This window comes from Spiroplasma alleghenense (assembly GCF_003363775.1).
In the GTDB taxonomy this organism is placed as follows: domain Bacteria; phylum Bacillota_I; class Bacilli_A; order Mycoplasmatales; family Mycoplasmataceae; genus Spiroplasma_B; species Spiroplasma_B alleghenense.
Genome location: NZ_CP031376.1, coordinates 1310343 through 1336077 on the forward strand (window position 1 = coordinate 1310343; position 25735 = coordinate 1336077).

The 25735-nt window shown below is 30.0% G+C and carries 27 protein-coding genes; 10 read left to right on the forward strand and 17 right to left on the reverse strand.

Annotated features, from left to right (window positions below; all coding sequences use genetic code 4):
• Positions 1-20 precede the first annotated feature (20 nt).
• From SALLE_RS05785 to rnmV, 3 genes are read right to left on the reverse strand one after another with little or no spacing between them, the layout of a single operon-like run.
• The gene (locus tag SALLE_RS05785; RefSeq protein WP_115558679.1) at positions 21-818 is read right to left on the reverse strand and encodes a GHMP family kinase ATP-binding protein; all 798 of its coding nucleotides are present in this window, start codon (positions 816-818) and stop codon (positions 21-23) included.
• 3 nt (positions 819-821) lie between these two features.
• Positions 822-1622: a 16S rRNA (adenine(1518)-N(6)/adenine(1519)-N(6))-dimethyltransferase RsmA gene (rsmA, locus tag SALLE_RS05790; protein ID WP_115558680.1), complete on the reverse strand. Its 801-nt coding sequence runs from the start codon at positions 1620-1622 to the stop codon at positions 822-824.
• Between the two features lie 8 nt (positions 1623-1630).
• Complete coding sequence (gene rnmV, locus SALLE_RS05795) at positions 1631-2170, reverse strand: ribonuclease M5 (protein WP_245886013.1); 540 nt, start codon at positions 2168-2170, stop codon at positions 1631-1633.
• Between the two features lie 89 nt (positions 2171-2259).
• Between rnmV and mreB (SALLE_RS05800) the strand changes: the two genes are divergently transcribed.
• The 4 genes from mreB (SALLE_RS05800) (at position 2260) to SALLE_RS05815 (ending at position 6027) form a co-directional block, all read left to right on the forward strand.
• Positions 2260-3300 (forward strand): rod shape-determining protein, encoded by a 1041-nt coding sequence (gene mreB / locus SALLE_RS05800; protein WP_115558682.1) that lies wholly within the window; start codon positions 2260-2262, stop codon positions 3298-3300.
• A gap of 182 nt (positions 3301-3482) precedes the next feature.
• On the forward strand, positions 3483-4514 hold the full coding sequence (locus SALLE_RS05805) for a rod shape-determining protein (protein WP_115558683.1): 1032 nt from the start codon (positions 3483-3485) through the stop codon (positions 4512-4514).
• 107 nt (positions 4515-4621) lie between these two features.
• A complete protein-coding gene (locus SALLE_RS05810; protein WP_115558684.1) occupies positions 4622-5704 on the forward strand; it encodes a DUF1700 domain-containing protein in 1083 nt (360 codons plus the stop codon).
• Positions 5705-5718: 14 nt separating this feature from the next.
• Entirely contained in the window at positions 5719-6027 is a 309-nt protein-coding gene (locus tag SALLE_RS05815; protein ID WP_115558685.1) for a PadR family transcriptional regulator, read from the forward strand.
• A gap of 79 nt (positions 6028-6106) precedes the next feature.
• Here the strand turns inward: SALLE_RS05815 and SALLE_RS05820 are convergent, their stop codons facing one another.
• The 8 genes from SALLE_RS05820 to SALLE_RS05855 all read right to left on the reverse strand — a co-directional run bounded on the left by SALLE_RS05820 (position 6107) and on the right by SALLE_RS05855 (position 11251).
• Positions 6107-6475 (reverse strand): hypothetical protein, encoded by a 369-nt coding sequence (locus tag SALLE_RS05820; RefSeq protein WP_115558686.1) that lies wholly within the window; start codon positions 6473-6475, stop codon positions 6107-6109.
• Positions 6476-6552: 77 nt separating this feature from the next.
• On the reverse strand, positions 6553-6873 hold the full coding sequence (locus SALLE_RS05825) for a hypothetical protein (protein ID WP_115558687.1): 321 nt from the start codon (positions 6871-6873) through the stop codon (positions 6553-6555).
• A gap of 77 nt (positions 6874-6950) precedes the next feature.
• On the reverse strand, positions 6951-7271 hold the full coding sequence (locus tag SALLE_RS05830; protein ID WP_115558688.1) for a hypothetical protein: 321 nt from the start codon (positions 7269-7271) through the stop codon (positions 6951-6953).
• Between the two features lie 87 nt (positions 7272-7358).
• Complete coding sequence (locus tag SALLE_RS05835) at positions 7359-7685, reverse strand: hypothetical protein (RefSeq protein WP_115558689.1); 327 nt, start codon at positions 7683-7685, stop codon at positions 7359-7361.
• A gap of 118 nt (positions 7686-7803) precedes the next feature.
• Positions 7804-8745 (reverse strand): hypothetical protein, encoded by a 942-nt coding sequence (locus SALLE_RS05840; RefSeq protein WP_115558690.1) that lies wholly within the window; start codon positions 8743-8745, stop codon positions 7804-7806.
• Positions 8745-9449, reverse strand: coding sequence for an ABC transporter ATP-binding protein (locus tag SALLE_RS05845; protein WP_115558691.1), 705 nt, complete (start codon positions 9447-9449; stop codon positions 8745-8747). Before SALLE_RS05845 ends, SALLE_RS05840 begins: the two co-directional genes overlap by 1 nt.
• Positions 9450-9605: 156 nt before the next feature.
• The gene (locus SALLE_RS05850) at positions 9606-10547 is read right to left on the reverse strand and encodes a hypothetical protein (RefSeq protein WP_115558692.1); all 942 of its coding nucleotides are present in this window, start codon (positions 10545-10547) and stop codon (positions 9606-9608) included.
• Positions 10547-11251: an ABC transporter ATP-binding protein gene (locus tag SALLE_RS05855; protein ID WP_115558693.1), complete on the reverse strand. Its 705-nt coding sequence runs from the start codon at positions 11249-11251 to the stop codon at positions 10547-10549. Before SALLE_RS05855 ends, SALLE_RS05850 begins: the two co-directional genes overlap by 1 nt.
• Before the next feature lie 272 nt (positions 11252-11523).
• On the opposite strand from SALLE_RS05855, the gene SALLE_RS05860 reads away from it, so the two are divergent.
• The 6 genes from SALLE_RS05860 to mreB (SALLE_RS05885) all read left to right on the forward strand — a co-directional run bounded on the left by SALLE_RS05860 (position 11524) and on the right by mreB (SALLE_RS05885) (position 20836).
• Positions 11524-13974, forward strand: coding sequence for a hypothetical protein (locus SALLE_RS05860; protein WP_115558694.1), 2451 nt, complete (start codon positions 11524-11526; stop codon positions 13972-13974).
• Positions 13964-16195 (forward strand): hypothetical protein, encoded by a 2232-nt coding sequence (locus SALLE_RS05865; RefSeq protein ID WP_115558695.1) that lies wholly within the window; start codon positions 13964-13966, stop codon positions 16193-16195. Before SALLE_RS05860 ends, SALLE_RS05865 begins: the two co-directional genes overlap by 11 nt.
• A gap of 211 nt (positions 16196-16406) precedes the next feature.
• The gene (gene mreB / locus SALLE_RS05870) at positions 16407-17453 is read left to right on the forward strand and encodes a rod shape-determining protein (RefSeq protein WP_115558696.1); all 1047 of its coding nucleotides are present in this window, start codon (positions 16407-16409) and stop codon (positions 17451-17453) included.
• A 47-nt stretch (positions 17454-17500) separates the two neighbouring features.
• On the forward strand, positions 17501-18544 hold the full coding sequence (gene mreB, locus SALLE_RS05875; RefSeq protein ID WP_170126454.1) for a rod shape-determining protein: 1044 nt from the start codon (positions 17501-17503) through the stop codon (positions 18542-18544).
• An 84-nt stretch (positions 18545-18628) separates the two neighbouring features.
• The gene (gene mreB, locus SALLE_RS05880) at positions 18629-19660 is read left to right on the forward strand and encodes a rod shape-determining protein (protein WP_115558697.1); all 1032 of its coding nucleotides are present in this window, start codon (positions 18629-18631) and stop codon (positions 19658-19660) included.
• A 123-nt stretch (positions 19661-19783) separates the two neighbouring features.
• Positions 19784-20836, forward strand: a complete 1053-nt coding sequence (gene mreB / locus SALLE_RS05885) for a rod shape-determining protein (protein ID WP_115558698.1) — start codon at positions 19784-19786, stop codon at positions 20834-20836.
• Positions 20837-20988: 152 nt separating this feature from the next.
• On the opposite strand, the gene SALLE_RS05890 is transcribed toward mreB (SALLE_RS05885), so the two are convergent.
• From SALLE_RS05890 to rpmH, 6 genes are all read right to left on the reverse strand, one after another.
• Entirely contained in the window at positions 20989-21786 is a 798-nt protein-coding gene (locus SALLE_RS05890) for a TatD family hydrolase (protein ID WP_115558699.1), read from the reverse strand.
• A 9-nt stretch (positions 21787-21795) separates the two neighbouring features.
• Positions 21796-23151, reverse strand: coding sequence for a tRNA uridine-5-carboxymethylaminomethyl(34) synthesis GTPase MnmE (gene mnmE, locus SALLE_RS05895; protein WP_162807980.1), 1356 nt, complete (start codon positions 23149-23151; stop codon positions 21796-21798).
• An 87-nt stretch (positions 23152-23238) separates the two neighbouring features.
• Complete coding sequence (locus SALLE_RS05900) at positions 23239-23790, reverse strand: R3H domain-containing nucleic acid-binding protein (protein ID WP_162807973.1); 552 nt, start codon at positions 23788-23790, stop codon at positions 23239-23241.
• A gap of 2 nt (positions 23791-23792) precedes the next feature.
• On the reverse strand, positions 23793-24971 hold the full coding sequence (gene yidC / locus SALLE_RS05905) for a membrane protein insertase YidC (protein ID WP_245886014.1): 1179 nt from the start codon (positions 24969-24971) through the stop codon (positions 23793-23795).
• 16 nt (positions 24972-24987) lie between these two features.
• Entirely contained in the window at positions 24988-25326 is a 339-nt protein-coding gene (gene rnpA / locus SALLE_RS05910) for a ribonuclease P protein component (protein ID WP_115558702.1), read from the reverse strand.
• Positions 25326-25460: a 50S ribosomal protein L34 gene (rpmH, locus tag SALLE_RS05915; RefSeq protein ID WP_115558703.1), complete on the reverse strand. Its 135-nt coding sequence runs from the start codon at positions 25458-25460 to the stop codon at positions 25326-25328. The genes rnpA and rpmH overlap by 1 nt, the downstream gene beginning before the upstream one ends.
• Positions 25461-25735: the final 275 nt, after the last annotated feature.

Consider the following 25735-nt stretch of genomic DNA (forward strand, 5'->3'; position numbering starts at 1 on the left):
TAGGATTTTTTATTGGTATTTTAAAAGTATGAGGCCGCTTTCTTTTCAGCTTCCTCTTGAGCAGCAGCGTCCAGTTCTTCTTGAGTTGGAGGGATTACTTCTGGAGGTGGAGGAGGAATAATAAACATTGTTGAACCTGTACCTGAAAGTTGTGCTTCTGGGTACATTTTAAAAACCTCTTGCATTTCAGGATAAGCACTGATACAAGCTTGTTTTAATGAATTAACTTCCTCAAGCATTGATGGATCATAAATTTCATCATATCTTTCATAAACACTTCTGGTACTGCAAGAAATGTGGCGATTTAAAATTAAATCATTTCTTCCAATTTTCTCCATTACCTTAGCTTTTTTAACCCTTTGACCATAACCTGAAACAATTGCAGTTTTATATCCTGAGGCAAAAAAGTAACTATCATAACCAATTGCTTTACATACTATTTTTAATAGTGGTTTGGAGCGATTTAATTGGAACATTTGAGTTAAGCACTCAATGGTTGCGATTGCGTTCGAACTTCCCCCACCAAGTCCAGAACCCAAAGGGATTCTTTTAATTAATTTAATTTCTAAACCTGTGCTTATTTCGTGGAATTTCAAAAACTCCATTGCAGCTCTAACAACTGAATTATTTTCGTTTAGTATCTCTGGGAAATTACAAATTAATTTAATTTTTTTTTCGGGTATTTCAGTAATTTTTATGGTATCATAAAAATCTTCAACCAAAGTAATTTTCGATTTTATTCTATGAAGTCTGGCAATTCTTCAATTTTTTCTCACCCTTAAAGAAAGGTTAACCTTGCAAAAAGAATTGATTGTCATAACTTACCTCCTTAGACTTTTAAAAATTTCTACAAATTGCTCAGTTGATATTACCTCAGGACGAAATTGAAGATCTATTTTCAGACTCTCCAAAATTTTAGCAGCCTTGCTTTTATCTCCCAAATAAGTTCCTAAATTGTTATAAATAGTTTTGCGACGGTTATTAAAAAGCTGGCGCACCATTTCATTGATTTTTAACTTTTCGTCAATTGGCATTTTAAATAAAAGATTTTCAAAATCTAAAGAAATAATGGCCGAATCAACTTTTGGGATAGGGTTAAACATTTGTTTTCTAACAGTAAATTCATACTTTTTGCTACTAAAAAGTTCAGCCGCAACCGATAAATTATTGTAATTATTTTCCCCCACATGTGCTGTAATTCTTTGAGCAACTTCTTTTTGCGTCATAAAAATAGCCTTACTTAAATGCTCGCAATTTTTGAAAGTTTTAAAAATTATTTCACTAGTTATATAATACGGCAAATTTGAGATAATTGATACCTTATTGTACTTATTTTTTATATTAATTAAAAACTTATTTAAATCAAATTCTAAGATATCTGCCATAATCAACTCAAAATTAGAAGTTGTAAACTTGTTTCTTAAAATATCCTCTAAGTCACGATCGATTTCAATTGCCACAACTTTTTCATATCGTTCAATCAAAAATTGAGTTAAAGCACCTTGACCCGGACCAATTTCTATTACTAGATGATTTGGTTCGGGATCTAGTAAATTAACAATTTTGATAATTAAATTTTTATCAGTTATGAAGTTTTGTCCAAATTGTTTTTTTGGTAACATAGTTAAATCTACTCCTTGCTTTCTTTTATAATTAATTCGATATCTAATTTTTTAAGACCCGCCAAATTTAGTCATTTAAACAAGGTTTTTGAAGATATTTTTTGAGATCAGCTAAAATGATGTGATATTATTTGGCGGTATTTGGGTTGGAATCAATCATTTTCTAAGTAATCATTTCAAGAAATTGACTCTTGGTTTTGTGAATTAAAGGTAATTAAATTAGATAAAGACTGCTTTATTTCTTCAGGATTTGCCTCTGCAACACCAATTTTGCTTCTAGTTTTGATTAAAGGACGAGAAATAAAGGCATTTTTAACCTCACAGGCCAGGCCTTGGTTGATTTGTTCGCGAATTTTTTGACCAGGACCATCAGGATCAGTTAAAATAATTATCCCTCGGCTATTGTTGACATTCTTTAAAATGCTAAGAAGTTCTTCGTTAACATTTAAGCCATTTGTTTCAATTGTCTCAAGTTGTGATCCAAAAATCTGTTTCAGCTTTTGAGTATCAGTTTTACCTTCAACAACTATGACTTGGTCAATTTTCACAATATCACCTCTTTATTTATATAATAGTAGCATTTTATCAAGAAATATTATATAATTTATGCGAAGGGTTTTCTATAGAGGAGGATATAATGGCAGATTGAAATAGTAAAAAAGAATTCGTAGCCCTTGACTTAGGAACAGCAAATATAATTGCTTATTTAGGAGGACAAGGTATTATTTATAACGAACCTTCAACAATGGCATATAGCACTAAGACAAACGAAGTACTTTATGTAGGAGAACAAGCTTATGAAATGGTAGGAAAAACAAACGAAGATATTCGTATGGTAGTTCCTCTAGTTGATGGGGTTATCTCAGACATGGACGCAGCAAAGGATTTAATTAAAATTATTTTCCAACGTATTAAAGTAGGAGAAGTTTTAAAAAATGCACTTGTTGTATTAGCATGTCCAAGTGGAGTTACTGAATTGGAAAGAAGCGCTTTAAGACAAGTAGTTGCCGACATGGGAGCAAAACACGTTCTTATCGAAGAAGAAGTTAAATTATCAGCAATCGGAGCGGGAATCAACATTGATTTACCAAACGGTCACTTGATTTTAGATATTGGTGGGGGAACTACTGATGTGGCAATTATTGCATCAGGAGATATCGTTTTATCAAGATCATTAAAATCAGCTGGTAATGCATTTGACGAAGAAATTCGTAAATACATTCGTTCAGAATACAACGTTCTAATCGGAGATAAAACTGCTGAAACAATTAAAAAAGACATTGGTTCATTAGCAAAATTGGATAATTCAAGAACTTTCAGAGCGTTTGGACGTGACGTAATTTCAGGTTTACCAAGAGAAGTAATTGTTACTCCCGAAGAAATCAGAAATGCGTTATTAGCACCATTTTCAAAAATCACTGATTTAGTTGTTGAAGTAATGGAAAACACACCAGAAGAATTAGCAGGAGACATCATTAAAAATGGTATTACTATTTGTGGTGGTGGAGCTTTACTAAGAGGTATTGATACATACTTCTCTTCTATTTTCCAATTACCAGTATTTTGTGCAAAAGATCCATTACTAACAGTAATTGATGGAGCAAAAGAATACGAAAAAACAATTGAACATTGATTTGAAGTTGCTGCAGCAAGAGATAAAAAAGAACACAGAATTTAAAAAGCTTTAAATATTTAAAATTGACTTTTAAGTCAATTTTTTTATTGCCCGTTTTAGCATATTAAAAATATAAATATTTTGACTCTTTTTGTTCCAAAAAAGTGCTTTTTTGTTTCAAATTATGTATAATATTTACGAGTCAATTATTTTCTTAAGAATTGTCTTAATGAAAGGAACAAAATATGGCGAAGCAAAAAAAAGAAAGAAAATTTATTGCTATGGATTTTGGTTCTCATTCAACAAGAATCTACATTGAAGGTCTAGGAATTGTTTTTGATGAAGCAACTGTTATGGCTTTGAATACTAAAACAAAAAAAATTGTAGCAATTGGTAATGAGGCGTCTAAGCTAGTGGGTAAAATTAACCACTCAACTAGATTGGAATATCCATTTAAAAATGGAGTTATAGCAAGCATTGATATCTTAAAAGATTTTCTAAATGCAGCATTAGGTAAATATCAAGATGATTTGGTAGGAGCCATAATGTTAATCGCTTGTCCACTAAGTGTAACAAACTTAGAAAGAAAAGCCTTGGTGGAGTTAGTAAAAAAACTAGGTGCATATTACGTGCAAACAGAAGATGATGTAAAAATGGCAGCATTAGGTGCTGGTTATGACATCTTTGAACCAAGTGGTATTTTATCACTTGATATCGGAGCTGGAAAAGCAACTGCAGGAGCAATTTCAGCTGACGGAGTTATCTCATACAAATGGACTAAAGTTGCAGGTAATGCACTAGATGAAGAAATCGTTAAATATATTCGCGCAAGATACAACATGGAAGTTGGCGCTGTTACTGGAGAAAAAGTTAAAATCAATATCGGAACTTTAATTAAAACAAAAAACCCTTTAAAAATTAAAGTTTTTGGTAGAGAAGTAGTTTCAGGAATGCCTAAAGAAATTGTTCTAACAGACGCTGAAATCAGCAAGTTAGTACAAGTAGCTTTTGGTAACTTGACAACTTTGATCACAGGAGTTTTAGAAGATACGCCAAACGAATTAGCTGGTGATATTATTAGAAATGGTATTATTGTTACTGGAGCCATGAGTGGAATTCAAGGAGTTAAAGACTTCTTTGAAGACTTCTTTGAAATCCCAGTAAAAGTAGCCAAAAACTCAGCAACAGCAGTAATTGACGGAGCCGTTCTTTACAAGAAAAAATTATATCAATTAATGGAAGAAAAAATCGAAAATAAAGAAAGTCTATATAATTAAAAAATAAGCCAAATGGCTTATTTTTTTTACTCAAAAAGAAAATAATTTTCAATATCTACTTGACAATAAATAGTACTTGTAATAATATAGTAGTGGGAGATTAAGAAATGGAAAAACAAACAAACAATAATCAAGCTCCAAGTAAATTGGAAGCGAGGTTTAAAAGAAAAAAAGATAAGTGACTAAAGAATTTGAGATGTTCACTATCTTTATTAGAACCCGAGGATTGCAACGATATTGTCAATTCTTATAATGAGAAAATTAGTGTTGAACTAGCTGAGGGAAGTGTCATAGAGGACATCTTAGAATCAATGGAGTCGATTGAAACAATTCGCAATAATGTTTATGCTGAATTTGGAATAGATCCTCAGAAAAAAGTTGTAAATAAATCAGAAAAAAGTATTGGTAAATCATTTACTGCTTGAATTCTAAACATCTTTGTTGTATTTTTTGGAATTGGATTGCCAATGATATTAGCATTAACATTCTTCATTGCAGCAATTGCAACGATAGTAGCTATCGTCCCTTTCATAGTTTTTATGTTTATAAACTATGACTTTATAAAAGTGCTTCCTGTGGTAATTGCGGGGATTGGAATTCTACCATTAATGACAATTCTATCTTGATACATCATGATAGGGCTTTATAAACTAGGGACAAACGGAACAAACGGATTCTTGTTCTTGGCTGGTAGTGATAAAAGAGTTAAATCAAAAGTGAAAAAAATTAATGTTTTTTCAAGAGTTGTTTTAATTATCACAGTTATAGTTTTTTCAGCAGCAGCTACATCAGGAACGATCGCAACTTTTGTTGGGCAAAATTCTTTTGGTAATTCTTTGATTCATCAAAGATATTTTTACGAAACAGGCGCTACTTTAAATGTTGAAGATAAAAACTTAACCCATGAAAAAGAATTTAATTATTTTGATTTTAAACTTGTTGGATTCCCTCATGGGAATGGATTCAACTTTGTAATTAATGATACTCGCCAAGAAGGAGATAATTCTGTAAAAGAAGTAACTGCCACATTTAAGCATTTTTGAAGACAAGAAAATATTGGTGATTTAAATATTGAGCTTATTGAATCTGAAACTGGTACACCAAAATTTAGAATTGAATTAGACTACTTTAGTTGAACAATATTGGTTGCTTCTTTCGGAGAACCAACCCTTGAGGTGAATATTAGTTAGGGAGGTAGTTATTTATGGATACACAATTAAAAAAAGGTATTTTAGAATTAATTATTCTTAAACATCTGCGTGACAAAGATTGCTATGCTTATGAACTTAACAAGATTATTAACAAAGTGATCGAGATTAATGAGTCAACATCCTATGCTATTCTAAAAAAAATGATTAACAAGGGTTACTGTGACTTTTATATGTCAGAATCAGACGGTAATTACCCTTCAAGAAAATATTACAAAATTACCGATTTTGGTAAATTGGAACTTATTAAAAATATTGAAATTTGAAATGAATTTCAAGCTAATATTAATGAATTATTAAAATAGAGCCCCTTTAAATTAAAAACCGCAGTTTGATAGCTAAACTGCGGTTTTTAATTTATTATAAAAAAATAGAAATGGTATTTTAAAATGATTTTATTGGGCTATTATTAAGTATTATTTTTTTTAATTTTTCTATTTCTTGACTCTGAATTTGCAGTTCTTGATTTTGCATTTCTAATTTTTTGCTCTGAATTTCTATTTCTTTATTAAGAATAGTTATTTCTTTTTGAGCTTGCTCAATTTCAGCAGAACATTTTGACACCTTGAATTCGAACCCCTTAACTAGCTTGTGAGCTTCTTTATTATATCTCTGCTTTTCTGCAATTGAAAGGTTTAATTTCTCAAAAAGACTCATTATCGCAGTATTTGAATCACTGTCATTAGATAGTCAAATTTTAGGTTTGTTATCTTCTACACCAAATAAAATTAGTGCTTGCTTTGTAGTTTCCATTTATTTACTCCTTACTACAAAATAAGTTCGTAAATAACTAGGCTGGTTGCTAGAGGTTTTTAAAATAAAAAAACCGATTAGCTATCGGCTTCTTGTGATGTTAATGATATATTGTTACGTATTAAAATTTTCTCTAGTTTTTCTATTTTTTTATGTAGAATTGCCATTTCTTTTTGAGCTTGCTCAATTTCAGCAGAACATTTTGACACTTTGAATTCGAACCCCTTAACTAGCTTGTGAGCTTCTTTATTATATCTCTGCTTTTCTGCAATTGAAAGGTTTAATTTCTCAAAAAGACTCATTATCGCAGTATTTGAATCACTGTTATCAGATAGTCAAATCTTGGGTTTGTTATCTTCTACACCAAATAAAATTAGTGCTTGCTTTGTAGTTTCCATTTATTTACTCCTTACTACAAAATAAGTTCGTAAATAACTAGGCTGGTTGCTAGAGGTTTTTAAAATAAAAAAACTGATTAGCTATCAGTTTCTTGTGATGTTAATGATATATTGTTATGTATTAAAATTTTCTTTAATTTTTCTATTTCTTTATGTAGAATTACCATTTCTTTTTGAGCTTGCTCAATTTCAGCAGAACATTTTGACACCTTGAATTCGAACCCCTTAACTAGCTTGTGAGCTTCTTTATTATATCTCTGCTTTTCTGCAATTGAAAGGTTTAATTTCTCAAAAAGACTCATTATCGCAGTATTTGAATCACTGTTATCAGATAGTCAAATCTTGGGTTTGTTATCTTCTACACCAAATAAAATTAGTGCTTGCTTTGTAGTTTCCATTTATTTACTCCTTACTACAAAATAAGTTCGTAAATAAATGGTGGTAATTCTAGTAATTTTAAAAAACCAATGATTTAAAATAATATTTTAAGCTGATTTTATTGAATTGTTATTTATAATTATTTTTTTTAAGTTTTCTATTTCTTGATTTTGAATTTGTATTTTTTTATGTAGAATTGCCATTTCTTTTTGAGCTTGCTCAATTTCAGCAGAACATTTTGACACTTTGAATTCGAACCCCTTAACTAGCTTGTGAGCTTCTTTATTATATCTCTGCTTTTCTGCAATTGAAAGGTTTAATTTCTCAAAAAGACTCATTATCGCAGTATTTGAATCACTGTCATTAGATAGTCAAATTTTAGGTTTGTTATTCTCTACACCAAATAAAATGAGTGCTTGCTTTGTAGTTTCCATTTTTCACTCCTTACTACAAAATAAGTTCGTAAATAAATAGGTTGGTTGCTAGAGGTTTTTAAAATAAAAAATCAACCAAGTTTTAAGACCAAGGTTGAATTTAATATTATATAAAATTTTAAATATTGAAATCTTTTCTAATAAATAAAGCATTTGTACCGATTACAATTCCAGTAGCAGTTCCAAGAAGAATCACTGGGGCAAAAATACTAAGTCACAACTCTGCTTTATTATGTAGTGTGTGCTGAATTATATAGGTTCTTTCACCCTTTACAATAATTTGTTCTGCCAACGGATCTTGTATTCAATAGTCAAAGTTTAAAGGATTAACTAGTAATGATTGAATCGAATAATATTTAACATAACTCATTCATTTCGGAGTAAGATCGTTTCCCAAATCACTTATTAAAGTTATTATTCAAGTAACTAAAATATATAAAGCAATTAATGAAATCACTATAAAAGGCAAGGGCCCTTTTTCTGCTAAATAAAATACTACAAGACTTACTAGTGCTGCCATAAAAGTTATAAATATAAAGAATTGTACCCCATATAATAATACATTCCCAAAATATTGGTTTGCATCTACACTTATTGCAGAAACAATTAAAATAACTAAGAAGTTAGGAATAAAAATTATAAAAACAGAGAAAATAATAAACATGAATTTTGAGTAAAAAATTTGGGTTCTTGATACAGCACTGGTCATTCAAATATTAATTTGACCTCCATTAATTTCTTTTGAAAATATCCTTCCAGCCATGGTCATTAAGACAATTATAAAGAAGACAATTCCTGGTGCTCCAAACAAGGCAAAGTTTAACATTTGAGAAACCGTTGGTTTTAATCCTCCATAAGTTGAGTTTCCGATTTGGCGCTCAATTTGAGTTGGACGAATAAAAGCTGAGGTCATATTTTTATCAAAGGGAACTAAAACGGCAGTCATTAAGGATACTGCAATAAAAAGTCAGAATAGGCTGAAAAATAAAATTATTTTTCAATTTACTTTTAAGTGGGCCATAACAATTTTGTTATTTCCCGCAAAAATATTATCTTTCATTATAATACTGTCTCCTTTGCAAATAAAGTTTTAAACTTCTCTTGAATTTGATTAATATCTTTATTAACCACTTTAAATTCTTCAATCAACTTTCCATCTTTAATAAAAGCAACTTTATTACATAACTTGGCAACTTCTTCAAAAATGTGAGAACAAATAATAATTGTAGTTTTATATTCATCTTTTAGTTTGAACATTAATTCGTTAAATTGTTCTTGCATAACTGGATCTAAACCCGATGTTGGTTCATCTAACACTAGGAATTTTGGTTTGCTCATTGTTGCAGCAATTAAAGCAATTTTTTGCTTCATTCCTTTTGACATTTTTTTAATTTTTCTAGTGACATCTATTTCAAAGTGTTTAATTAGTTTTTCAACAAATTCTCATTCAACGCCCTTTTTTAGACTAGCAACTAGCTTAAGGTACTCAATGCCCTTCATAGTTTCATACAAAACAATTTCTCCTGAAACATAACCAGTAAATTCCATAACGGCTTTTGAATTTTTTTGGGGATTAATTTCATTAATCAAGATTTCCCCTTCATCAGATTTAATAAATCCCAACAATTGACGAATTAAGGTGGTTTTACCAGCTCCATTAGGACCAATTATTCCATATACTTCTCCATCATTAACTTCAAAGTTGATATTAAAATTTCCGACGTTATTTTTATATATCTTTGAAATGTCGTTTACTTTAACCATATATTTTTACCTCCTAAATTAATAATATTTAAATAATATCACACCTTTGTATTTATAAAATAATTATTATCGGTCTCTACTTTTTATAAAATATTATGATAATTAATTTTAATTAATAAAAAACTTCAAACCTGAAAGATTTGAAGTAAATAGGTATTAAATATTAAAGTCTTTTCTGACAAATAAGGCATTTGTACCAATTACAGTACCAACGGTTATCCCAATTGTTATGATTGGAGCAACAATACTGAACCATAGTTCAGGTTTATAGTGTACTCCATGGTTTATTGTATAAGTGTATTGATCTTTCACAATAATTTCGGTTAAAGATTCGTCATACTTGAAAAGAGAAAAATTTAACGGATTAGCAATTAATGATTGCAATGAAAAGTATTTAACATAAGACATTCAAGTTTTTTCATAACCCTCAAGGGCACCATCAACTAAAGTTATAACTCAAGTAACTAAAATATAAAGAGCAATTAAAGAAACAATAATGAAGGGCAATGGTCCTTTATCAGCTAATGAAAAAACTATAAAAGTAACCACCGCAGATATAAAAACTAAGAATATAAAGAACTGAACCCCATATAATATTACACTTGAAAAGTATTTACTTGCATCGTTTGTAGTTGCAGAAATAATTAATAAAAATAAGAAGTTTGGTGCAAAAATTATGAAAACAGAGAAAATAATGAACATAAATTTTGAGTAAAAAATTTGGGTTCTTGATACAGCACTGGTCATTCAAATATTGATTTGACCTCCATTTATTTCTTTTGAAAAAACTCTTCCATTTAAAGTCATTAAGACAATTATAAAGAAGATAATTCCTGGTGCTCCGAAAGTTGCAAAATTTAACATTTGAGAAACTACCGGTTTTGTTGTACCTCATGACCCATTGGCAGTTTCTCTTAAAATTTGAGTGGGACCAATGTAAGCAAATTTCATGTTTTCATCAAATGGTTGTAAGACGTTGATCATTAAAGACATTCCTACTAAAAATCAAAATATAGCGAAAAATAAAATTATTTTTCAGTGGATTCTTAAATGAGTCATAACAATTTTGTTGTTTTCAGAAAAAATATTTTTCTTCATTATAGCACTACCTCCTTTGCAAATAGAGTTTTAAATTTCTCTTGAATTTGATTAATATCTTTATTAACCACTTTAAATTCCTCGATAAGTTTACCGTCCTTAATAAATGCAACTTTATTACATAGTTTGGCTACTTCTTCAAAGATATGTGAACAAATAATAATTGTAGTTTTATATTCATCTTTTAGTTTGAACATTAATTCGTTAAACTGTTCTTGCATAACTGGATCTAAACCCGATGTTGGTTCATCTAAAACTAGAAACTTTGGCTTATTCATTGTTGCAGCAATTAAAGCAATTTTTTGTTTCATTCCCTTTGACATTTTTTTAATTTTTCTAGTAACATCTATTTCAAAGTGTTTAATTAGTTTTTCAACAAATTCTCATTCAACACCCTTTTTTAGACTAGCAACAAGTTTAAGGTACTCAATACCCTTCATAGTTTCATACAAAACAATTTCTCCTGAAACATAACCAGTAAATTCCATAACAGCTTTTGAATTTTTCTGGGGATTAATTTCATTAATCAGTATTTCGCCTTCATCGGACTTAATAAATCCCAGCAATTGACGAATTAAGGTGGTTTTACCAGCTCCGTTAGGACCAATTATTCCATAAATTTCCCCATCATTAACTTCAAAATTAATATTAAAATTTCCGACGTTATTTTTATATTTTTTTGAAACTTCGTTTATCTTAACCATATATTTTTTCCTCCTAAATTAACAATATTTAAATGATATCACACTTTTATGTTTATAAAATAATTATTAAAACTATTTACTTTTCAACCAATCGTGTGATAATAATCCTGAATTAAATTGAAAAATAGCACTTAAGAAATCAAAATAATTCCTATTTTAATTAGGTTTGGCATTTTCAATTGAGATTAATAATACAAAGAGATTTAAAGGCAAAAACTATATTTTACTAATTAATAATTTAATAATTTTCATTTAAAGAAAGGAAATAAAAAATGAGAAAATTATTGGCTATATTAGCTTCTCTAGGTATTTCGACGGCATCTGTTACAACTTTGGTTTCGTGTCAAAAGCCCGAGGAAAAAGAAAACAAGGTTTCCTATGAAGGAAAAATTTATAACAGTAAGGAAGAAGTTTTAAATCAAGTAAGAAATGAAGCGGAAATTTACCAAGACACTCAAAGCGAATTTTCAAGCTACAAGGGAGAAATATTTAATAGCCTTGATTATGAAAAAATGTATGAAAAGATTTTAAGCGATTACACAATTACCGAGAGGGAAACTTTGAAAAATATTAATAATACAACTACATTGGGTGACAATCAAATAATCTCTTTTTTACCAGAAGGAAACGATGGAGAGATTGTAAAAGTTTATCGTGATGCTAACGGATACGCATTAACAGATCAAAAGCAGGCTATTAATAGTTATTTAGCAGGAACAAAATGATATTATTCTGAAGGAAAAGACCAGAGGTCTTATGTTTTTGAACACCAACACCAGATTGAAAATTTTTTATTTAATAAACATTTAAGTTTTTTGAAAAAGGGAGAAAAGACGACTTGTTACGACATTAACTCATTTAGTTGCGAATCAAAAGAATCTACCATCGACCACATCAGAAGAAACACCCATCTTGAATATAGCCTGGGTTCTTATAAATGAAACAGTTCAAATATTCCAAATCTAGACGAAATGCCTAATTATTTAATAGAAAAATATATCAATTCTTTTACAAGAAAATCAAATAACTATTTGAACACATATGCTTTGAATATTAATTCGAATTTTGATAATTTTTTTGGGGACAGAATAATTGAAACCGATCTTTCAGAATCATCATTCAAGTCTTCTCTTGGTGATTGAAAGGTTGTGAACAGAAATTCTATTAACCCGTTATTATGACAATCAATGATTATTAGTAAATTTTTTAACTTAATTTTAGAAAATTTTAAGGATGTCAAGGATTCGAAATGAACAGTATTGGGAGATATATTTGATAATGATAAAGAGAAGTACGAAAAATTTAAAAATTGCTTTAATGAGGTTTCAAGTCTTCAAATTGGCCTAGATGATTTTGATTTCGGTTTTAGTATAGAAGAGTCAGAAGCCAAGCTTTCTCAAATAAACAATCTTGACTCAAAAATAAAATCTCTAATTTTTATAAAAAAGCTTTCAGATGAAGTAGCAATTTCCTATAATGAGGGGAACGAAGAAAATTTGGAAATTTTTGATAAAGAAGTTTCAAAAATTATAGGCAAAATTTTCACAAAAGGAATGCAAGCAGAAGACGCAGAAAAATTCTTAAGTTTAACAAAAAATAATAATTTTTTTAACCAAGACTTTGTAAATTTGGTTTTAAAATCTACATCAATAAGTGAAAAAAATTCTAATTCAAAAAATTTAGAAATATATGTTAGAAATTTAAATAACGTTGTGGAAAAATTGGCTGGGGTTGTTAATATTGTTGGCGAGGTGACATCTCAACCAGAAATTAAACTTTTTTCAAAAATTTGAGGTATTGCAAACTCGTTATCTCCGTTTGAAAATAAACTATTACAACTTGACTTAGGAAATGGTCAATTCCTATTTTTTAGTACAAATGATTGAAAGGTACCTTTATTTAACGTATCTTTAAACAATACCAAACCTTCAAAATACTTGAGTTCAGTTCAAGTAATAAATAACGATAGGATCAGAATGCCAAAAGGTGGTTACTTTTTTTTGAACAGTCTATACAAAAATAGAGAAGAAGCAATTTTAGCGCTAAAAAAATATATTATTAAATTTCCTTGAAAATTTAAAGAAGTTGGACTATTACTGGATAATAATTTTGAAAAATTCCCAGAGAGGATTATAGAAAATAAAGGTAGAGAATATTTAAAGGGAGAATTAGAAAAGTATGCTTTAGATATTTTTAATTATAGTTACGCAGGAAATGCTTCACAAGAATTCACAGATGGATTTGGAAATAAATTTGCAACAAAAAAAGCTGCAATTGATAGCATGGAAAAATATTTAAAAAGTAAAATATTTAAATATATATATGTACCTTATAATAAATATCTTTCATATAAATATTATCCAACAAAATTAACTCTCTACTCTGAAAATAAAGATTATATTGATAATGTTCTCGCAGCTTCAAAAGATGTATTAAGTACCGATTTAATAAAGAACCCATATTTTGACAAATTGGACACAAACATAAACTTGAAATCCAATTTTTACCAACTGTACTTTAAAGGTAATCTATATAATTTCAAAACTCGTAAAGACGCACAATACTTTGTTATAAATAATTCCGATATTACAAAGGGTATTTACAATACCGAAGGTAACTTTATATTCTATAAAGGTCAGATATTTAAGGATATAAAAGCTTTAGAGAAAGAAGTTTATAGAAAAATCAAAAAAGTAAGTGAGGGCTTTAATAATGAAAAATAAACTGACAAAGCTACTTCTAACACTAACTCCACTCACTTTTGCGCCATTTCTAAAAGGAAGCTTGCAAGTATCACATTTTAGCAACATTAAAGAAGAAGTGTTAGATAAGTCCACTTTTTTTGATAAGGAAAATTTAATTAATTTTAATGGTAAAAAATTTTCATCCAAAGACTCCTTTGATAGTTACCTATTGGGAAACAATTTTCTAAATAAAAAAGAGGGATCAAATCTTACAAATTATTCAAAAGAAGAAAAAATAAATATTAGCGATCTTGAATTTAGTGGTAATTGAGCAGACCAATTTAAACAGTTATATCTAACTGCCAGTAATGGTTATTTATCTGATTATTCAGAAGCAATGAAAACATATTTAGATGGGATACGGTGAGAAGACAATTTTAGTTATGATAACAAAAATTGGAGCCCAAACATTGAAGAGGCAAAAAAAGATTTTTTTGAAAGAAACGTTACTACATATGATACTTTTTTTTATAAATACAACAATAGGTATTTTAATGCCAATTTGGTGGAAGATATTCTTAAATTGAAGAGCCTAGGACAAGATGGTTATATTGTTTTTAAAGAACCATCTATAGATTTAGAGAAAGAATATATTTACGGAACCAAAGAATCATTAAAAAAAGATATAAAAGAAGCTTTAAAAAAACATTTTTGAGACCTTAATCCGGAAAAAGATTATCACGGTGAATACAAAGGGCTGAGCGCAAGGGGTTCAACCAAGAAATTAAAATACTACAAGCTTGAAATAATACCTCCAAAAGATCAAAGGATTGATTTTTTCTATGATGAAGATGGAGGGTACGATAGATTTGAAGGGGGTCAGACGGCCAGTTTAATATTAAACAATCTTGAAGATGTTGAATTTCTAAAAAATCCAAATAACTGGAACCACCACGCTTTCCCTGCAATAAATAAAAACGAGTCCTACTCTGAAACAAATATTCGAGATTTTAACGGTAAGAAGTATCGAATTGTATACAAAACAACTAAAATGAAAATTTACCACGGTGGGTATTCCGAATTCCGCTTACCTGATTTTGATAAAACAGAATTCAAAGTAACTGAAAAAGAAGGTGCCGGTTTTTATCTTTACGGTGATGACAAAGATGATGCACCAATAAAAAAATTTGAAAAAAATATGTGAGAAACGCTTTCGAAGTACTCTGAATTGGCTTATAATAAAGCGTTTAGAAAACCTCTAGAAAAAAAGTTTAGCTATGAATTTGATAAAATTTTTGATAGTTATTACGAACATCATACATTCGGCAATAAAATTAAAATGCTGGAAAAAGATAATATTAAAAATCACGACTTAAATAGCATAGATAACTATTTTCCATTAGTTGACAAATATGATGTGAATATAAGAGAAGTGCTAGAAATATTTGAAGGAAAACTTTTGTTTGAAAACAGCGAGTCAAAATTTTTAGAATTATTCGCATCATTCATTTTCAATCTATTGATTCGGGATGGAATAAAATGAGAAGACATAAAAGAACCCGATTGATTTAAAAAAATTAAGTTAAATCAAAAATATTCGGATTTAAGTGATGAGGATATACTTTTGATTAACGAGAAAGCCGCTAAAGAAGTTTTAGATAATTTAGTTCAAAAATCAAAAAGACCGGTTTTTGATTTTATTGAACCGATGAATTTTAAGCATTATTTTTCATGAATTGACAATATTTTTTTAAGTGATCCTAAAGGTGAAAAAATAACCGATTCAATTTGGGATTTAAAAGATAAGTACTTTGATTACTACCAGAAAAGGCCAATAAACTTTCAAAGTAAAGACGAAATTTTTGGATATAAAAATTTGGTTAAAGAAACTGACGAGGATTTAATAGATCGTTTAGAATTTTACTTAAAACCTCAATTTGGATATCATAATATTAAAAACTTAAATAGTCCAACAATTGAAGGTAGGGACTATTATAATCCGCCAGCCTACACCGAAGAACCTGGATACGCTTATGGATTTACAAGTTCCAATGGAGAAGAAATATATTTTAATAATATAGACGAAGCTTTAAAGAAACTCAAAGAAGATTTATTTGCTTCAGACAAGTATTCTGTTGAAACCATCTATAAAAGAGTTTATTTTTATCAAGAAAACGGAGAAACAAAATCATTTGTGTTCAGTAGTGAAAAAGAGGTTGATGATTGAATACAAAAAAATCATTATAAACTTAAAAATTAACATTTATTAATAATATATAGTTTTTAAATAACTAAATAAGGTGTATAATAGTTATTAAAGTTATGGGGATAATTAATTATTTCAAGAACTAAAATTGCTATTAAATCGGTATTTTGATATAATATATGCAGGTTACGTCCTGCATTTTTTTATGTGCTGGTGCGTAATTATAAAATGACAGTATAGTCATAGAAATAAAGGAGATTATAAAATGGCATTAGTAGCTGCTAAAAAAAGCAATAAACCTACATTCGTATCAATGGATTTAGGTACTGCTAACACTTTAGTTTATATTACAGGACAAGGAATCGTTTACAACGAACCTTCAATCGTGGCATATAGAATTAAAGAAAATAAAATCGTTGCTGTAGGGGAAGAAGCTTACAAAATGATCGGTAAAGGAAACAAAACAATCCGTGTGGTTAGACCAATGGTTGATGGAGTTATTACTGATATTCGTGCAACAGAAGCACAATTAAGATACATTTTTGCAAAATTAAGAATTGCAAAAACTTTAAAAAACTCAATTATGTTATTAGCATGTCCTTCAGTTATTACTGAATTGGAAAAAACTGCTCTTAAAAAAATCGCAATGAACTTAGGAGCTGTTCAAGTTTTCGTTGAAGAAGAAGTTAAAATGGCTGCCTTAGGTGGAGGGGTAAATATTTACGCTCCAACAGGGAACCTAATCGTTGATATGGGTGGGGGAACTACTGATATTGCAGTTCTTGCATCAGGAGATATCGTTTTATCAAAATCTATTAAAGTTGCAGGGAACTACTTAAATGATGAATGTCAAAAATTCATCCGTTCACAATACGGTCTAGAAATTGGATCAAAAACTGCTGAATCAATCAAAGTTAACGTAGGGTCATTATCAAAATACCCAGACGAAAGACGTATGAAAGTTTACGGACGTGATGTTGTTTCAGGATTACCAAGAGAAATCGAAATCACACCAGAAGAAATCCGTGAAGTATTAAAAGTACCAGTATCAAGAATTATTGACTTAACTGTACAAGTATTAGAAGATACTCCACCAGAATTAGCTGGAGATATTTTCAGAAATGGTATTACTTTATGTGGTGGGGGAGCATTAATCAAAGGTATTGATAAATACTTCGCTGATACTCTACAATTACCAACAAAAATTGGTGAACAACCATTATTAGCCGTAATTAACGGAACTAAAAAATTCGAATCAGAAATTTTTGAAATTATCAAAGCGCAAAGAAATCACTCTGAAGTTTCATATTAGTCTTATCTAATTAACATTAAAAGTAATTAAGAAAAGGAGAGAAAAATATGATTAAACCAGATAGCGCCGCCTTTATTTCTTTAGATTTAGGAACATCAAACATTCTTGCTTATGTTGCTGGTCAAGGAATCGTGTACGATCAACCGTCATTAATGGCTTATGATTCTTCAACAAATGAATTAATTTGTTTAGGAAACGAAGCTTACGACATGGTTGGAAAAACTCACGAAGGTATTAGAATGGTAACTCCTCTAGTTGATGGAGTTATCGCAGACTTAGAAGCTGCATCAGATCTACTAAAACACATTTTTGGTAGATTAAGAATGATGAATTCATGAAAAAACTCAGTTGTCCTATTGGCTTGTCCAAGTGGAGTTACTGAATTGGAACGTGAAGCATTAAAAATGGTTGCCAAAGATATGGGAGCTGAATTAGTATTAATTGAAGAAGAAGCTAAAATGTCTGCTCTAGGAGCAGGGATTAACATTGATTTACCACAAGGTAACTTAGTATTAGACATCGGTGGGGGAACTACTGACGTTGCTATTTTATCAGCTGGAGAAATCGTTGTTTCTAAATCACTTAAAAACGCAGGAAACTTCTTTGATGAAGAAATCCGCAAATACGTACGTTCTGAGTACAACATTTCAATCGGTAAAAAAAGTGCTGAGAGTGTTAAAAAAGAAATTGGATCACTTGTTAAGTATCCAGCAGAAAGATCAATGCAAGTTTACGGACGTGACATTGTTTCTGGATTACCAAAAGAAGCTAAAATTTCTTCAGAAGAAGTACGTAACGTTTTACTAAACTCATTTAGTAAAATTACAGATTTATTAATTGAATTGCTTGAGGAAACTCCACCAGAATTAGCTGGAGATATCATGAGAAATGGTATCACTATTTGTGGAGGGGGAGCATTAATTAGAAATATTGAAAAATATTTCATTGATATTTTCCAAATCCCAGCAAAAATCGCTAAAGAACCTTTAGGTTGTGTAATCGAAGGAACTAAGATTTTTGAAAAAACAGTAAGAAGACGTTTAGAAAACGGACAGTATACTAAAGACGAAAAAAGTTTTCTTTCATTCTAATTCGAAATAACAACAAGATAAATAAACTTGTTGTTTTTTATTAAAAAAAGTTCTTATAAGAACAATACTAAAGGAGAAATAAAAATGAACGAAAATGTGTTTATTTCATTAGACTTAGGAACATCAAATGTTTTAGCTTACGTAGCAGGTCAAGGAATCGTTTACAACGAACCTTCAATTATGGCTTACGATAACCGAACAAACTCTTTGGTCGCATTAGGTAATGAAGCTTATGAAATGGTTGGGAAAACTCACGAAGGAATTAGAATGGTAGTTCCAATTCGTGATGGAGTTATCTCAGACATGGATGCAACCTCTGATTTACTAAAAAGTATTTTTGCAAGACTTCGTATGACTAATTCTTGAAAAAACTCAGTTGTACTATTGGCTTGTCCAAGTGGAGTTACTGAATTAGAGCGTGATGCTTTAAAGAAAGTGGCAATGCAAATGGGAGCTGAGCTTGTTATTGTTGAAGAAGAAGTTAAAATGGCAGCAATTGGAGCTGGATTAAACGTTGATTTACCAGTTGGTAACTTAGTGTTAGACATCGGTGGGGGAACTACTGATGCGGCACTAATTGCTTCAGGAGAAGTTGTTGTTTCAAAATCATTGAGAATTGCTGGAACTTCTTTTGACCAAGAGATTCAAAAATATGTTCGTTCAGAATACAACATTTCAATTGGAGATAAAACTGCTGAAAACCTTAAAAAACAAATCGGTTCATTAGTTAAATACCCAGGTGAACGTGTGATGCAAATTTATGGTCGTGATATTGTTTCAGGATTACCAAAAGAAGCTCGCATTACATCAGAGGAAGTACGTAACGTTTTACTAAATGCATTTAGTAAAATTACTGATTTATTAATTGAAGTTCTAGAAGCAACTCCACCAGAATTAGCTGGGGATATAATGAAACTGGGTATTACAATTTGTGGAGGGGGAGCATTAATTAGAAATGTTGATAAATATTTCTTTGATATCTTCCAAATCCCAACTCGTATTGCACCAGATCCATTAAATTGTGTAATTGAAGGAACAAAGATTTTCCAAAAAACTGTTGAACGTCGTCTTGAAAACGGAATGTACACTAAACAAAAAATGAAAGACTTTTTCTAAAAAATAATCTTCGGATTATTTTTTTTATTTATAATTTTAGTCGAAATAGTAGCATAAAATTTGGATTTATATTAAAATTAAAAGGTCTATTATATTGAAATATAATTAGATGTAGGAGAAAAAATGAAATTAGAAGAAAGACAATTCATTTCCCTTGATTTGGGAACATCAAATGTTTTAGCGTATGTTTCAAAAAAAGGTGTTGTTTATAACGAACCTTCAATCATGGCTTATGACAATTTAACCAATACACTAATTGCATTGGGATATGATGCTTATGAAATGGTTGGAAAAACAAACGAAAACACTAGAATGGTAGTTCCAATTAAAGACGGAATTATTGCTGATATGGAAGCAGCAAAAGATTTACTGAAAAATATTTTTAATAAACTTAAAATGATGGATATTTGAAAAGGCTCAGTAGTTTTACTAGCTTGTCCAAGTGGAGTAACTGAACTTGAAAGAGATGCTTTAAAATTAGTAGCAATGGACTTAGGAGCGGAAATGGTAGTAGTTGAGGAAGAAGTTAAACTAGCTGCAATTGGAGCTGGAATTAACATCAACTTACCCAAAGGAAACGTTGTAATTGATATCGGAGGAGGAACTACTGATGTGGCTATTTTAGCTTCAGGAGAAGTGGTTGCTTCAAAATCAATCAAAATTGCTGGAACTTCATTTGATGAAGACATCAAAAAATATATTCGTTCAGAATACAATGTTAACATTGGAAGCAAATCTGCTGAAAATGTTAAGATTCAATTAGGATCACTTGGAAAATACAACGCTGAAAGATCTATGTCAGTTTATGGTCGTGATATTGTTTCGGGATTACCAAAAGAAGCACTTGTAAGTGCTGAGGAAATCAGAAACGTGTTGATAAATTCATTTAGTAAAATTACTGATTTATTTATCGAACTTTTAGAAACAACACCACCAGAATTAGCTGGAGATATCATTAAAAACGGTATTATTTTATGTGGTGGAGGAAGTATGATTAGAAATGTTGAGAAATACTTCTCAGACATCTTCTCAATCCCATGTAAAGTAGCAAAAGATCCATTATTGGCTGTAATTAACGGTTCAAAAGAATTAGAAAAACAAATTTTCACAAAAATTGAAAACGGTTTCTACGGTAAAAATGGTCAAAAATTAAAACAAATTAATAAATTCATGTAAATAATTTGGAAGCCTTAAAATGGCTTCTTTTTTTATTGACATTTTAATTGGGTTTTTAAAACAATTCAAATATTCAAAATTTGTTGAGGATAAAAGAACAGTAAAAATAGCTAAGCAATTAAAAAATTTGCTTAGCTATTTTAATTTATTAATTAAACATTGAATACTTTTTGAGCATTCAATCGTGTCGAAGAAACTACATTATCAACGCTTATTTTCTTTAAATCTGCTATTTTGTTTGCAGTGTGAACAATATGTTTGGGAAAGTTAATTTTACCACGGTTAGGAACCGGTGTAAGGTAAGGCGCATCAGTTTCAATTAGTAGGTTTGAAAGAGGAATTCATTTTACAGCCTCTTGTAAATCTTTTGCATTGTTGAAAGTAACAACTCCCGGGATAGAAATATAACTACCAAATTTAACAAATTTCTGTGCATATTCTAAATTAACTGTAAAGCAATGAACAATTGATGATTTGACTTTCATTTCCTTCAAAATTTCTAATGCATCATCATAGGCTTGATAATTTCCTACCTCATCGCGCAAATGCATCATGACAGTTAAATTATTATTTTTAGCAACCTTTATTTGTTCCTTAAACCAAGAAATTTGTTCTTCTCGGTTTTGGCGAGAATAAAAGTAATCAAGACCAACCTCTCCAATTGCAACTACTTTTTTTGACATTGCTAAGTCATTTAATTCCTTGATGTCTTCTTCTATGTCAAAATTGTGAACATCATTTGGGTGAATTCCTACAGCCGCAAAAACTCCATGGTTTGATTGAGCTTGCTTTACAGCTAACTTTGAAGAGTTTAAATCAAAACCAACATTACACATCAAATCAACACCCACTTCCCTGGCTTGCTTGACGATCTCTTCTGTTGTGTAATTTAGTTCCTGATATCTGGGATCATTTAAATGGGTGTGACTATCAAAAATTCCTTTTAGCATATTAATTTCCTACTTTCCTAAGCAATATTTCCTGAAAATATTATCTATTATTTCTTCTTCATAACTTTCACCCAATAAGTTATTTAATTCGTTTCAGGCTTCGTATAAATCAAAATTAATCATATCTACAGTAAATCCTGACTTAAAATTATTATAAGCAATTTTAAGTTTATTTTCTATATTTTTTAGTAATGAAATCTGATTTATATTAGAAATAATTAAGTCGTCAGACTGAAGTATATTTCCAAAGTCATATTGTTTTTTTATTTTATTTAAAAGCTCGTCAATCTCATTATTTTGTGCTGAACAAAAAACTGCTTCTGGGTATCTTTTAATAATTGCTTTTTTTTGCTCATTTGAAATCAACTCAGATTTATTAAAAACAGTGATAACTGTTTTAGAATTCATCAATTCTAAAAGCTTATCTTCAACAAGGTAGTTCTTTGAACTCGAGTCAAAGACATGAATAATCAAATCAGCCTCTTTAAGTGTTTGATATGATTTTCTAATTCCAGCACTTTCAATATCGTCATTTGTTTCTCTAATACCAGCGGTGTCAATTAATCTCAAAGTGATATTTTCAAAAGAAATTTCACCTTCAACAAGGTCTCTAGTAGTTCCCGCAACATTTGAAACAATTGCCTTTTCTTCATTTAACAAACAATTAAGAATCGATGATTTACCCACATTGGTTTCACCAATTATAGCAGTTTTGATTCCTGTGACAGATTTGCTTGCAAGGTTACTTTTAAATATAGCGTCTTCTGTTATTTTTATTAATTTTTCTAATTCTCTAATTAGTTCGTCATTGGAGCTACCTTCGATATCGTCATATTCAGGATAATCAATCGAGGTTTGAATTCTTGAAATAACATCTAGTAGTATTTCCTTCATTTTATTAATACCAGGGTTTTTCTTACTCGACATGTTTCTAATTGCCAAATCTGATGCAAACTGATTTTTTGCGGTAATTAAATCGTTAATTGCCTCGGCTTGAATAAGATTTATTTTATCATTTAGAAAAGCTCTTTGAGAAAACTCTCCTGGAAGCGCCATTCTTGCTCCACTATTAATCAATGCCTGAATTACCTGATTTGTCACCAAAACTCCACCGTGACAATTTATTTCAACAACGTCTTCTCCGGTAAAGGAATTTGGTGATACAAAAGAGGTAACAACTACTTGATCAATAATTTTACCTTTTAAATATAAATGCCTAAAATTTACTTGGCGATTTTTTTCAATTGGTTTTTTTATTAGTTTATTAATTATTGAAAAACTATCAGGTCCTGAAAGTCGGATTATAGCTAAAGCTTGTTGGGCTATGTTGGTTGCCGGTGCGACTATTGTGTCTAAAATCATTAACTTCAAATCCTTCTATAATGATTTTATTATAGCAAATAAAAATGCAAAAAAAACACAGCTCTAACAACTTTATAGTTAGGACTGTGTTTATTTATTGTTTTTAACTTTTCTCTTCAATACTATTAATCGTTTATTTTCAGAATTTATTGATTTGGAAACAATATCTGGAAACTTAATTAATCTTTCATGAATTTTCGCTCTAGTTTCTTTGCTCATTAGTGGTAGAACTATATCTTCTCCGGTTTCTAAAACTTTTTCACAGGCTTCAACTGCTATATCAATATATTCTTCAAGACTTAAATCTTCAATATATTGACTAAATATTTTAACCTGAAATTTTAGTCCTGTTTTTCTGTAAAGAATTTCTTCGCAAATAATCTCAAAACTTTCAATTACTAATTGCGAGACATTGTAAGTAAATAACTCATTGTTTAGTTCAAATAAAATCTTCCGACCTTGAAATGTGAGTTTTCCATCCTTAAAACTTATCGAAAAAAGTTGAGAAAGAAGATTTGCAAATATTTCTTTAATTAAATTTTCAATATCAGCAATATTAAAACCCGACTTTTGCTTCAGCTTTAGGCCAAAGAAACTTCGGGTTTTTTGAATTGGATAGTCAAATTTGATTTTTGTTTTCAAGATTATCCTTGTATTCTAGCAGCTTCTTTAGCTTCTTTTTTTTCCAATTTCAGTTTTTTGCGAGCAAGTTTCTTTTTAAAGTTTTTATTTTTATTTTCTCTTGCAAAGTGGAAACCTAAGGTTTGTAAGATTTGGAATGTTGAGGAGAATATTCAATAAATCGCAACCCCTGAGGCAACAGAGGCAACAATGATGAAGAACACAAACACAAACACACACTGCATTATTATTTGTTTTTTACGAGCTTTTCTTTGTTGTTCTGAAACAGGACCCTTGTTCTTCTTAAACATTTGAAGGAAGGTTGGTAACAACATTGAAATAATTTGTAAAGGAAGGTAAACAAGTATTATTGATAGGTAAACTCAATTTCCTTGTTGAATTTGGGCGAATGGTTGTTCAATTAATGATATTTGTCCAATTGAAGCAACCTTTAAAATTTTAGTTGATCTGATGATTGAGAACATCGCAAATAGGAATGGCATTGAAATAATTGAACCAGCAATTGCTCCAAGTGGGCTAGTACCTTGTTTTTTATACAAGGCCGCTAACTCCATTTGCTGTTTTTGCTTGGCAGCTCGGTCTGTTGAGTTTTTATACTTTGCTTGTATTTCTGCTTGTTTACCACTTAAAGCTTGCAATTTTTCTTGGTTCTTCTGGGCTTTTCAAGAAAACATTAACGTTATTAACCTAATTAGTAAAGAAGTTAATAGAATCGCGAAGAATACCGAAGCTCCAAAAGAGAAACTCCCATCATCTTCAAGACCTCCGTGGAATAATCTAATCATTCCAACTAGAATGAATGCTAAAGGATAAACAAAGAATCCATAGAAGGGAGATTTTGTTACTTCAAAAGCACTACCTCATGAATAAACCGGGTTTCAGTTATATTGAATTAAACCGTCTTTGGAAGGATTAAAGATATGACTCTTTGATCCAGTATCTCCAAGAGATTTAATAATTATTTCAAAACCAACTCCAGGAGCAAAAATACTGCGTCCAGTCATATCTGTTACTTGACCTACAACAAAATTTGGTTGGTACATTTGAATACAACCTCAAAGCATTGATGTTAGTAAGAAAATGAAACCTACAACTTTAGTTCAAAACCAAACTACTTTTCAAGGGTTTTTTTTATTAGAATTTGTGTTTGATAGATACTTAGTATAGTCCTGTTTATACACTAAAAGGCCTCCTTTTCTATCTAATATCTTGCAAGATTTTTAATAGTGATTTACAAGAATTTTCGTAAGGATTATCGATAAAATCCTTACGAACCATTATTATTAAGTCAACTTTAAGATTACAAAGAGCATTTAAATTAGTTCTCATCATCATTCTAACTTGTCTTTTTGCTCTATTTCTTAAAACTGCATTTCCTAGTTTTTTTCCAACCGAAATACCGTATCTTAAGAAATCGTCTTCTTTTTTATTAAAGTAAACTACAAAAAGATTGTTTTTAATAAATCGTTTTTTGCCAATTATCTTCTGAAATTCATGATTGCTTTTAACAATACGATTTTTCTTTTGATCATTCATTAAGCTGAAAGTCTAGCTCTACCTTTTGCTCTACGAGCTTTGATAGTTTTTCTACCATTTTTAGTAGCCATTCTTGCTCTAAAACCATGGGTTCTAGCGTGCTTGATTTTACTTGGTTGTCATGTTCTTTTCATAGTGTTCCCTCCTTTAAGTCAAAATTCATATATAATTATATATTATCTTGGCCCATTTTAGTTAAAAAAAGACATTTTTTATAAAAAGAATTGTGGGTAATCGAATTGCTAACAGCTATTTTAATATGTGGATAACTATTAAAAAGCAAGTCATAGTCGTGCTTTTAGGCTTATTAAGATTGTTTTCCTGTTAATAACTAATACTTTCTAACATATTCACATTAGAAGCCTGGTGAATATTTTATAATAGTGAAGTAGAAAGATTGGGATTGATT